General features: G+C 40.5%; 10 protein-coding genes. 5 read left to right on the top strand and 5 right to left on the bottom strand.

Features of this window, described 5'->3' with window-relative positions:
* Positions 1–261: 261 nt before the first annotated feature.
* The 4 genes from BMX84_RS04525 to cas9 form a co-directional block, all read right to left on the bottom strand.
* A complete protein-coding gene (locus BMX84_RS04525; RefSeq protein WP_091487599.1) occupies positions 262–1,197 on the bottom strand; it encodes a hypothetical protein in 936 nt (311 codons plus the stop codon).
* On the bottom strand, positions 1,194–1,493 hold the full coding sequence (gene cas2, locus BMX84_RS04520; protein WP_272980659.1) for a CRISPR-associated endonuclease Cas2: 300 nt from the start codon (positions 1,491–1,493) through the stop codon (positions 1,194–1,196). Before cas2 ends, BMX84_RS04525 begins: the two co-directional genes overlap by 4 nt.
* Before the next feature lie 13 nt (positions 1,494–1,506).
* On the bottom strand, positions 1,507–2,409 hold the full coding sequence (cas1, locus tag BMX84_RS04515) for a type II CRISPR-associated endonuclease Cas1 (protein ID WP_091487597.1): 903 nt from the start codon (positions 2,407–2,409) through the stop codon (positions 1,507–1,509).
* 177 nt (positions 2,410–2,586) lie between these two features.
* Positions 2,587–5,829 carry a type II CRISPR RNA-guided endonuclease Cas9 gene (cas9, locus tag BMX84_RS04510; protein ID WP_177165463.1) on the bottom strand — a complete coding sequence of 1,081 codons (3,243 nt, stop codon included), beginning with the start codon at positions 5,827–5,829 and terminating at the stop codon, positions 2,587–2,589.
* Between the two features lie 363 nt (positions 5,830–6,192).
* On the opposite strand from cas9, the gene BMX84_RS12690 reads away from it, so the two are divergent.
* The 4 genes from BMX84_RS12690 to BMX84_RS04490 all read left to right on the top strand — a co-directional run bounded on the left by BMX84_RS12690 (position 6,193) and on the right by BMX84_RS04490 (position 9,627).
* Positions 6,193–6,924: a YecA family protein gene (locus tag BMX84_RS12690; RefSeq protein WP_177165462.1), complete on the top strand. Its 732-nt coding sequence runs from the start codon at positions 6,193–6,195 to the stop codon at positions 6,922–6,924.
* A gap of 1,231 nt (positions 6,925–8,155) precedes the next feature.
* Positions 8,156–8,665 carry an SOUL family heme-binding protein gene (locus BMX84_RS04500; protein ID WP_091487592.1) on the top strand — a complete coding sequence of 170 codons (510 nt, stop codon included), beginning with the start codon at positions 8,156–8,158 and terminating at the stop codon, positions 8,663–8,665.
* A 218-nt stretch (positions 8,666–8,883) separates the two neighbouring features.
* Entirely contained in the window at positions 8,884–9,183 is a 300-nt protein-coding gene (locus BMX84_RS04495; protein ID WP_091487591.1) for a sulfatase-like hydrolase/transferase, read from the top strand.
* A 15-nt stretch (positions 9,184–9,198) separates the two neighbouring features.
* Positions 9,199–9,627, top strand: a complete 429-nt coding sequence (locus BMX84_RS04490; RefSeq protein WP_091487589.1) for a YidH family protein — start codon at positions 9,199–9,201, stop codon at positions 9,625–9,627.
* 117 nt (positions 9,628–9,744) lie between these two features.
* On the opposite strand, the gene BMX84_RS04485 is transcribed toward BMX84_RS04490, so the two are convergent.
* On the bottom strand, positions 9,745–11,379 hold the full coding sequence (locus BMX84_RS04485) for an alpha/beta hydrolase (RefSeq protein ID WP_091487588.1): 1,635 nt from the start codon (positions 11,377–11,379) through the stop codon (positions 9,745–9,747).
* Positions 11,380–11,557: 178 nt separating this feature from the next.
* On the opposite strand from BMX84_RS04485, the gene BMX84_RS04480 reads away from it, so the two are divergent.
* Complete coding sequence (locus BMX84_RS04480) at positions 11,558–11,836, top strand: DUF427 domain-containing protein (protein ID WP_091487586.1); 279 nt, start codon at positions 11,558–11,560, stop codon at positions 11,834–11,836.
* Positions 11,837–11,986: the final 150 nt, after the last annotated feature.

Below are 11,986 nucleotides of genomic sequence, written 5' to 3'. Positions count from 1 at the left end.
AATGGATATGGTTCTGTAGTTCCGTTATACCAAAGGATGAGAGAGTACCAAAATAATCTATCAGCAGACTATTCACTTTTTCAAGTTCCGTTATACCAAAGGATGAGAGAGTACCAAAATACCTGAGCTCCTGGTCTAGTTCAGTGTCAAGTTCCGTTATACCAAAGGATGAGAGAGTACCAAAATAATTAAGCGTACTACCATTATCGGATACAGTTCCGTTATACCAAAGGATGAGAGAGTACCAAAATGCCAATTTCATTATACCTCAGATTCAATTACTGATTCAATGTACTTTTTGTAACCTTCAGGAATGCCCGTGTAGTCAACAGTAAACGGGAGTTGAGTTACGTATATCATTATAAAAACATAAATTAACTCTTCCAAGTTATCCACAGACGATAGAGATAATTTTATGATGTTTCCATTACTTTTATCCACAGAGTTAATATACCACTTTAGAGAGTTCTCAAATTTGTTTTCACTGAATACAAAAGGTAATAGGGTGCTTATTGTGTCTTTATAGCTTGTTACAGATTCCTGATTAATTATCTGATCATTGTATAAAATATTCTGAGAGCCTGAAAACGAAAAACCACTTACAACAATAAAATAACCTGGTGATTGCTGTAGTTGATCATTCAGTTTTACCAACTCTTTATCGTTTAAGATTTTTTCAGGAGATATTAGGATAAAAATATGTCTTTTATCCGGTTTAGACTTTTTCGTCAACTTAATCTGCTGCAGCATTTCCTCCAAAGCATTTCCCTTGCTACTTTTCCATTTTAAATGATCCTCGATAATATTCTTTTTATAATCATCTAATCGAACTTCGGCAGAATAACCGAGTTCTTGGCTCAAAAGTTCGACTTCTTCCTGTAATTCTTCCCAGCTTTCAACAAGATTTTTGTAGAAAGGGGACAGTTCTAAGTAAGCTATAAACAAGGCCATTAAGGAGTCTTTAGAGTCCTTTAAATTTGAAGAATAATAGTCATCAGAATTTGACAAGATACTTAAATAATAATCATCGACATATATTTTTTCTTCACTTTCAAAAAGATCATATTTTTTTAATTCAAACGTTAGTCTAATCCGTTCTATAACTTCCTGCCATTCAAAAATAGCACCTTTTAGAAGAGTTATCTGACTCATTAATAATGTGGTACCTTTTGGATCGTTAATTCGCCACTCTTTCATAAGATCACCATCGTATTATCTGTCAGCGTCTGTTCAGTCAATGTCTGGTCGCCTACGAGTAGGTACATTTTATTATACTGCTTCTCAGTAACAGCCATTGCCCGTATCGAACCATGTTTTGGCAGATTCTGTCTTAATGTCATCATATACGTATCTAAAGAACTGCGGTTAGGAAAGATCTTTGAATAAACTGAAAATTGAACCATGGTAAAGCCATTTTTTATCAAATACTTTCTAAATCTCGCATACGTTCGTCTTTCGCTTCGTGTATTCATTGGCAAATCAAAAAATAGCATGAGACGCATAAATCTATATGGCGATCCCATTAGCTGGATACACCAGTAAATCGGGATTTTCTTCATCCATGCTTTTTATAAAGCTTTGAATGAGAAGAGATATTGCGTTTAAAATCGTTTGCTTCTGATTGCCAATCATAATTTTATTGTTGCTGATCAAATACACGAGTTTTTGTTTGGTTTTTATGTCAAGATAATCCTTTTCACTCATCAAAACAGCTACCCATAGGTCAACAATTGGTCTGAACGGTTCGATCAAATCATCAGCTAAATTAAAGGCATTATACTGATTGTCGTGACCGATGCCAAGGCCAGGATGAAGCCCTGAAGCTATCAAACTACGCGCAACAGTTGAGCGCATGACGATATAGCCGTAATTCAGTCCCGAGTTGATGCCGTCTAGACTGCTGCGTTCACGTATGAAGGAGGAACCAAAGAGTTCCTTAAAGTACAGTTTAGCCGCATGACCTTCACGGTTAGACTGGTCAGCTTGCTGAACCGTTTCCGCAAGATCATACAGCTGATGAATCACAGGTTCACTCCGCTTTAAATGGTGAAGTACGGAGGCCTGATTATAAATCTTTATTTGTATGATTTGTTTCCACATGATTTCTTTGACAGCAGGGGACCAACCTATTTGCTTTTTCAGCATCTTGGATGACTGATGATGGCTGTGGGGAGACAAGACGTAGGTGTTTGGAAGATGTTTTTCATCACAAAAAACGAGCAGGATATGATATTTGGAAAGTTTATTAATAAGTCTTGCAGTGACAACGGTTTGCTGATTATCAACGATGATGGTATGTATATCGGATAAGGGGATGAGGACTTCGGATTCTTCTCTGACAACTTTTAAATTATCCAGATACAATTTCAGCCGATCAGACTTTTCGATATACACGACGCGCCAGCTCATTTGGAACACCTCATTTCATGGATTTGGATACCAAAAAAGCCCCAATGAAGGGGCTGATCTGTGATCTCGGCATAAAGCCTTTTTTTGGTAGGTTCTCTCAACCTTTGGTATAACGGAGTCCTCCGTCGAGGACAACTATATTATACCAAGCCAAGATATACATGTAAACCCTTTATTTTAAATTGCCGGAATTTTATCCTGAAGTTCTTCTTTTTCAATAAGATATTCATTTCCTAGTATATCGATGTTATACTTTTCTAAATTTATTAGTTTACCAAGGGTGATGAATTGTCTTCCATTAAACTTGAAGGCTATGTCATCAATCTCAATTTGGTTTTGTCTTGGATTTGTGTCTCCTCTAAAGATCTTATCATGATGTACCATTACTTTTTCTTTTTCTCCGGTTTCTGGATTTTCCATTTTCTCATACTTGTCATACGAAATCCGATCATTTTTATAAAAACTATACTGGAATGTATAGGAATCATCTATTTGTTTGTAAGGGGCTGCCAATCCTTCTTTACCATAATATTTTTCTTTATCTAGAACGTAATGATCGCCTTCTTTTGTAAACCAGTTATAAGGGACGCCCAAATACTTATATTTCCCTTCATCGTTCTGATACACATCGATACGGATGCTTTTACGACTAAGGAGAACAACATCACGTTTGGATTCTGGAAATTTATGAGAGATATCGACATGGATGCCTATTTTATTATCGAGATATTTTAGTCCTTTAACTGGAACCTTTCCGTCTTTTTTTATATGACCATGCTGCTTTTTAAAATCTTGGAAAGGATTGTCCGCGTGACTATGTTCATCCATGACTTTTAAAACGAGTTCCCATGTCTTGGGATCATGCTGGGCCATCAGGAAACTATCTGGATCTTTGTCAATTTTTTTCTTAAGTGAGTCGAATCCTTTTTTATCCAGTTCATAGATATTTTTTACTTTTCCAACAACATACTTGTCACCATCTTTTTCTCGAGTAGAATAGAGAGTTTGGTTTGTCATGGTTCGGTTGGGTTTTCGGTCGACTTTATGAGAATACTTGATCTCGCTTTCCATATTCCTCAACCAATGAATGAACTTCAAGGTAGGGGAGGCAAAGATTTCTTCTTCACTGATGATCTCACCTGTTTCTGTATTGACCGCAATACCTTCACGGTTAAAGTCGACTGCTTTAAACTGTTTCAGTATCGGTGTAGTACCGATAGCTGATACGATCAGTGCATCGATAGCATGATGGGCATGGCTTTCATCTCTATCTTTATGGAGGCGAGCACGACGTCTGAGTGCAGAGGTAAAACTTCCTCTGATAGATAAGACTTTCGTGTCAATGTCGTTATTCATGTAGAATGTTCTTAAGTTTGATGACAAACTACGCATGGCATAACGCGTATCAACAAGGTTGCGGTTGATGAAGTTCTTTTGGATTTCTGGATCGTGCTGCACGTCACGCTGTTCGAGCAGATAATTTAACTTGCGTTTTGATATCTTTTTAGAGTTGAACAAATTGGTACATTCGGCTTTAAACTCATTAAATGTCCGCTTCGCCTTGCCGCTTTGAAAATACTGGAAAGGGGTCAGTTGACCTTTATCCTGGTTCTCTTGACGATAGCATAAGACTTTATTTTGCTGGCTGTCATCAAAAGAGTAGGAAAGAGGGATGATGTGATCGATTTCAAACTGATACTCTTGGTTTACAATATCATGAGGTAAAATTTGCTTACCTGTATAGATACATTTATAATCCTGGCTATCCATCAGTTTCAAAGCCAGCATCTGTTTTCCGTTCAGTTTCAAGTCTTTTAATTCTTTGACGTCAAGCAGTTTGGCCATTTTCTTTTCAAACGCACCAATTTTTTTCTGATAATCGTTATAGGATTTCTTTGCTTCGTCACTGTTCTTTTCGCGTGCCATTTCGACAACGACATGAGAAAGTTCCCCATGTTTTTCTCTGACTGCGTTTGTTACTTTGATGGCTTCCCGGTGGGCGCGACGAGCGACTGTACTTAAGATAGCTTCATCATCAAACTGGATTTTTGATTCTTTCTGTAGCTGTTCCAGTCGACTTTTCCCAAGTCCATGTTCTGTAAAGAGCTGCATCTGATTTTTATTGGTCTCCCACAGTTCAGGCAAGATAAGATCCATAGCTTTTTTAGACAGTGCGTGGTATTCCTTGAACGATGTGTCATTGACTAGGCCTGCAACTACATCGCTCAAGGGACTACTATATGCTTGTTCGAATAACTGACCCAGCTGTTCTTCACGGCGAGCGATGCTTTTTTCAGCCGTCAGTATTTCAGCGATTTTATCCAAAACTTCTCTATTTTCAAAGAATCCCTCTGGAACATCGATACCTTCCAAATCTTTTTTTAGTTTTTTCAGGCCAGTAAACTCTGAAAATATCGGTTTATTTGTCTTTAAGTTCAATCGGGCGCCTTTGATATCCAGTTCATCAGAGATACCCACAAGTTTAGCGATTTTTTTCAGTGTTATTTTACTTCCTTTATCTATATGGGTTTTTATAAGCGTTTCTTTTTCTTCAGTGGTTAAACTATCTAGGGTCTCATCCCGAGGAAAGTGGAGGTTATTTAAGTCGTTTAAGACATTAAAGAGTTCTGCCGTATAGGCTTTTTTAGGTATCCGCAATTCATCTGTAAAATAAGTACCTTTTCCGCGCATTTTATTGATCATCGTTTCATACTGTAAGATGCCTTCTTCATCATAGTACCACTGACCATAAGGGGTAGGAGATTTTTCAGATCCTGGACCATCATAATATTGTCTGCGGTTGTTAATGAGTTCGATAATCCCTTCGATAAAAGATGCATCAATTTCAGCATGGTATTTACTTTGAGTTTCAAGCAAGGCTTTTGCTTCATTGATATAGTCACTTGTCTTGAAACGATTCGTATGGTCACGAACGACCTCATTGTTCACCAATTTTTCATACTGAATTTCTACGACATGTTTATCTTCCAACTTTTTCGCATTACGTTTCAGTTGTTCTTTAGTAGATAATTCATTGCCGGAAGTTTTATCATCTTCTGCGGGTGTATCAATGGTTGTCCCACGTCGTTTGATCAAATGATAAAGAGCAGCAGCCAGCTCTTTTTTTGACAGTTCCTCTTTTAAACCAACATAGCGAGCACGATAGGGGTCAATAGAACCGATACTGTCTACAGGAAAACCGTTTGATTGCAAAAAGTCTTCTGCACGTTCAAGGCGATGTTTACGACGTCTTTTTAAGCGACGAGCTCCTCTAAAACTACGTCTTTCTTCATTCGCATTGCGTGTCGCTTCTTCGAACAACCGAACGCCTGCATCGATAACCTCATTCGTATCTTTATCGATAATTCCCCAGCCGACGCTCGACACACCAATATCCAATCCTAAAACTCTATTTGCCATTATATTTCCTCCCAATCTCATTGTATATATTTATACCATTGTAACATGAAAAGGGATTCAATTTCTCTGGATTTTTAAATTCTACTCATTTTTGCACTAAGTGAATATCCTATTGATTTATAAAGAATAATTAACCAGGTGAAGAACGTACAAAAATATAGAATCTGTAACAATAAATGAGTTTTTTTACATTCTCGCTTATATCATTTTCAATCATAGCAAGAATGTAAAAAAGAACTAGGTGGATGTTACTTCAAGAATTATGGTAACAAATATATTTTGCTCTGCTTTCATACTAAGTATATTACTCATCCAATTTGAATCATGATACAATGGTGTTAAATGTTTTATGGAGGACTAAAGATGAATCTGCTATCTCAATATATAGTCGCATCAGCTCACCTTTACGGCGTGGTACCTAAAGAGGTCGTTGCTGATATTTATAATGATCAGAATGAAGAACAGGTGACACTGGAAGATGTGGAAACGAACTTTCTGGAAAACAGACAAGCAATCGAAAAGGCTTTTGTTTATTTAGAGGATGAGCATTTTGCCCACGATACTATTCTCACGTTTGATGGGTTGGCTGCGATGCTGGAGAAGCAGGCAGGGAAGCCAAGATATATCCCAGAGAAAAACGAGCTGCTCAAGTATGTCGATGATTTTTATTTTGAACAGAACGCGGCGTATACCACTTTATATGATTATGTCTTAGAAAATCTAGTAGACGGCGATAGCTTCCGCGCAACAGCTGTCTGTGAAGATGTCCAAGGAATGATCGAAGTGAATACTCGTTTCAAAGCACTGATGAACGTGTTCACTGATAGGGGTGTCACGTTTAAAGGTAGAAAACAAAAGGAAACAGTCAGTCGTATGATCAAGGCGCTTCAAAATAACGTGAGACTTTGGGACAACAATGGCCACACGAATAAAGAGCTGAAAGAACAAGGGTATAATCTTTCGTCACACTCATCCAAAGTTAGCGGAACGTCTCAAACGAAGAAACTCGGACGCAACGATCCTTGTCATTGCGGCAGCGGCAAAAAATATAAAAAATGCTGTATAAATAAAGACCAGCAAAAGAAAGCCCGATAATAGTAGCTAAACAAATAGTAATGCCTCGACTGACAAATATGCAGTCGAGGTTTTTTGCTTTCAAAAATTAAAACCTCGCAGAACGGGAAATCCTTCCATTATTTGAATATGATCCTCACCGACTTAAAGCGCAAAGAGTTAAAGACACAATAAGAGGATAGTTGTGGCACATGGAGAAATTTTCTAATAATGTGTTTACTCAAAACTCAATAATGATCTTCTTTACACTTATAAATTAAACAGAAAGATATATACAGATTATGGTATACTAAGTTAAAATGAATGGATGTGTTTATAGTGTATAGAATACTGCAAAGAATATCACTTATTATCAGTATACTCGTTTCTGTATACATATTAATTTCCGGAAATTATACCTTGTTCCCGCTCATAACTTTATTTCTAATCTTGTCACTTTTAGCAATAACGCCACAGGACTTCAAAGAAGGACGAAAAGCTAAAGGAAGTATAACTTTAATTACTGCTTTATCCCTGCTTTTGTTTACGGTTTATACGTTATTGAATTAAGTGAGTATATGTAATATATATATTAAACAATGTTACATTTTTCAATAAAATTACAATAAATAATGAAAGAGTGATTGAATGGTAAAAAATGATGAAGAAAAAAAGTTAAAAAACAATTTTGGATTGCTTTTGGTATTTTTCTTGGGATAGTTGGATTGCTAGTTTTAACTTATCTTATATTGAGTACTCTAAACTTTTTTGGTTAATTAACTTAAAATAAATGTTGATTATCCAGCGTATTAATTTTCTCGAATGAATTAATCAATAGATATTAAGTACTTCACCAAAAAAAGAGTTCTACTTTGAAAATGAATTGCTGCTTGATTAGTCAATCCTTTTGTAAGTAAATATTATACGATGTAGATTTACTTCATTTTTATGAAGTATGATCCGCCTTTCTATTTACATAAATACCTTGATGCGTTTGAAAAAATAAAAATATTTTAAAGCATTGTTCAGAAATATATTTACAAGTGATTATATATTTTCCTCTTCGACCGATATAAAATAAGTGCATTTTAAAAAATACTTCTCCCTTTGAGTAGGCATATTCACGCTACTCAAGTCTGTTCCGTCCTTTTGTAAACAAAGACTGAGTCCAAATCATAAATCCTTCAGTCCTAAATCGATCATGAAGGGGTTTTGTGTCTAAAGTGATATACTGTCAGTAAGATTATCAACGTTTAGGGAACGGAGTGAGACGATGGGAAAGTATGAGACGCCTGATTATGAGGTACTGGAGAAAGAGGACAGCTTTGAACTGCGAAAGTATGGCCAATTCTATATTGTGGAATACGATAACCGAGCAGACCCCGATGTCGACCGAGGCTTTCGGACCTTGTTCAAGTACATCTCCAGTGAAAACAAGGACAATGAAAAGATTTCAATGACCGTACCGGTGATTCAGGAAGAGACCGACGAGAACAGGAAAATGGCGTTCGTTGTACCGGAGAAGTACTGGGGACAGGTGCCCGAGCCGACTGATTCGAATCTAAAAGTAGAGCAATTCGATGAAGGCGTGTTTGCGGTCATCCAATTTTCAGGCAAAAGAAGCCGCACCAAAGAAATCAGCATGAAAGAAAAGCTGGACAAATGGATCACCGACAAAGGACTCGAAAAGCAGTCGGCCTTTATGGTGGCCTCTTACAGTGGTCCGTTCACGCTCCCGCCATTTAGACGAAATGAGGTTTGGGTCCGGGTCCAGTACAAGTGAGCATAGTCGCTAAGAAAATACAACATCCTAGCTTTTACTAAACACGTGTATCAAAGAGCGGACATATCCTCTCTTGGTACACGTGTTTTCTTTGTCCTTAATCAAAAAAGATGCTGTTGATCTATCTGAGAAAGATGACCCTAAGTAATCCCGTGCGTTTAGTATGCTAGAAATATTTTAATCTGCTACCATAGTAGTGTGACTAACGGAATACGTTTATGAGCAGCAGGAAACCAAATATCGTACTGATTTTCGCAGATGATCTGGGGTACGGTGACGTATCCAGTTTCAATCCGAGTTCAAAAATACACACCAAAAATATCGACCGTCTGGCAGAGGCGGGAATGCAGTTCAGAGATTCGCATGCCACGTCGTCTTTATGCACGCCGTCGCGGTATGGCCTGCTGACGGGCCGGTACAACTGCCGGTCGCGGCTGAAAAGTTATGTGGTGACGGGCGATTCGGAATCCAATCTGTCAACAAGCAACCTGGGCTTCCGCTGTGTAAAAGATACCTAGAAAGGAAGGACCGTTATGAGTGAACCGGCAAACAAAAAGCAATCCAAAAATGAACTGGCTGAACTTCGTACCGATCTGGCTGAAATGAGGAATGCGATGGCCGAGAGCCGCACCCTTTTAGCCGCCGAACGGACCTATGCGGCCTGGATCCGTATAGGTTTTACACTCGCCGGGGCAGGCTGGACGCTGGGCACGGCTTTGCGGGACACCGAGAATGCCACAGTGGGACTGATCCTAGGCGGGTGCCTGATATTTCTAGGGATGTTTTCTTTCATCTATGCCTGGATCGGCTATAAAGCCGTTTATGATTATCTGAAAGGTTACTTCTCTGATACGACAGAAAGAAATTACCCGTCGACCTTGAATCTGACGACGGTCACGATCATCTCGGTCGTTCTGTTGATCGTTTTCGCGGCCGGGTTCGTTCTGCTGTTATTTAATTGAACAATGTGCATTAGAGATTTTAAAGAATGAAAAGGCATGCCACAAACGAGCAGTAAGTCTCGTGTGGCATGCCTTTTTTATTTAAAAAGATCCAGCGTGTCAGTTTTTGGGACCAGCTCATCGGTGTTGATACATAAACCGTTCCATGTAATACAGGAAGGTCTGGTTGTAGACGCCGGTGAAATAGAGGTCACTGGCATGCGACCCATACGGCAGCCAGATGATCGCGATGTCACTGTTATTCGCTTCTACATACGCCTCTTTGAAATCACGTGTCACCTGTGGCTCAACGAGGGTATCAAGGTCTCCCTGATAGACCAAGGCCGGTGGACTGTCTTCCTCAACCAAGAGAGCCGGGTCGATCAGTTCCTCTGCATCACCCACACCTGGGAAGCTTGCCAGATCGTTGGCCGGGTAGAAGGGAATGATGCCTTTTACCGTGATCCGTGTGTCGATTAGTTCGGTGTACTGGCCGCTGGAGGCTCCCAGTGCCAGCGCGTTCGCCAGGTGTCCGCCGGCCGATCCGCCTGAAACGAAGACAGAATCGATGTCTGCGTCATACCGTTCATGATGATCGGCCAGATACGTCGTGAACAGACCCAGATGGCGTACCATGTCTTTGACGGAAAAGTCCCCGGTGACATCATCGGGAGCAGACAGCAGGCCAGAGAACTGTCTCGCCGCATTCAAGCCATACTGGACGTCGAACACCACATAGCCTTGTTCGGCAAAGTATTTGTTGACCTGGGAAAAGTTCTCAGGTCCCTTATCGCCAGAGTTCCAGCCGCCGCCATGGATCCGGATCAGCACCGAGCCTTGTCCCGGCAGATCGGCTGCGTTTTCTGTGGGTGTGTAGACATCAAAGCACAGGTCTAGGCCTTCATCCACGCCGCTGTCACCTTGATAATACTGCACATCTTCTTCCAGCTCATAGTTGCCTGAAGGAGTGCCGAAGAAGAAGGCGGGCAGCGACACAGGCAGTTCTTTGAAGGCGGGGACCGTTTCGTCATCGTCCTGCCAGTCGTCTCCAAACGCCGCTGTATAATTTTCTTCCGCTTCCTCCAGCATGGCAGGGATAGAGAAGAAGGGGAGGGCAAAGACCACGTACAGGGTGGTACCGATAAGCAACACGCTCATCCCTTTTAACGACCGCCAGTCAAAAGGCGAGACCTTGAGAAAAAGCCCGGCCGTACTTAAAAAGATTAAACTGAAAAACAGACTGTACGGGGAGACGGCGGCTTCGATCACACCGACACTGACGCTCGTGACCATCGTAACGGCCAGAAAGACGCCGACCAGTAAGACGAACCCCAACAGAACACGCAGCGTGATGCGCACGACTTTAATTGGTGTTATTTCTGTCTGTCGTGAAAGTGTGCGGCGTGTGTGTTCTCGCCGCTTTGTATGTAGGAACGAGATCCCGGCCAGCAGGGTGCCGACTACAAAGAGCGATAAGAAGAGGACGATCGCCACCAGACTTCTGGATGCTGTGTCGGCGGGGTCCAGAGAGGCAAGCGTCGTTAAAACCATGATGCCGATCATGCCGGCACTAGACAAGACCAGGTACAAGGCAGACCATTTCTTCTGATCGGGCTTGATTATACTGGCGGCTATATTCCCGGTCAGGGTCAGGATCACCAGTAGCCCATAGGCGTTCCAGAAGGCACTTTCTCCGGGGAATAAGACATAAAAGAGACTTAAAACAAGGGATACACTGTTCATTACGACTAATGACTTTAAAAAACGGTTCATGAGCTTCCTCCATCGTTTGCGGATTTTTACTGTCACTTTAATTGTAGTTGGTCACAGCGCCAGTTGCAATCATTCGGACCTCAACGTTCAGTGGGCCTTCGTCAAGCGCTCATACTTTTCATGAAGCGGCCTCTTGGCGTATACTAGAGTAGGAGAAATGAAAAGAGGAGGAGTCAAGATGAAAGCTGTCTATAAAAATACCGTCCTTGCAGAAAGTGACAACACAGAAGTGGTAGAGAACAATCATTACTTCCCAAGAGAAGATGTGAAAATGGAATGTCTCACAGAAAGCGACAAAGAGTACACGTGTCCATGGAAGGGCGAAGCGACGTATTACCATATTATCGTGGATGATGAACAGATAGATAACGGCGCCTGGTCGTATGAAGATCCCAAAGAAAAGGCCAGACACATCACGGGACATATCTGTTTCGACAAGAAATTCGTTAAAGAATAAATGCATAAATGAAACGGCTCTGCTCATGTGGTCTTCTGATCGATGGGCGGAGCCGCTTTTTTGATAGAAAATGCTTATTACTCAACTCTTTGGCCACTTTTGGTATACTAAAGGGAGAAGTATCAACTTGAACAGGCATCGACTAAAGGA

This window comes from Alkalibacterium putridalgicola (assembly GCF_900109825.1).
Taxonomy (GTDB): domain Bacteria; phylum Bacillota; class Bacilli; order Lactobacillales; family Carnobacteriaceae_A; genus Alkalibacterium; species Alkalibacterium putridalgicola.
Note: the sequence above shows the minus strand (reverse complement) of the source record. Positions and strands in the feature narration are given on the sequence as shown.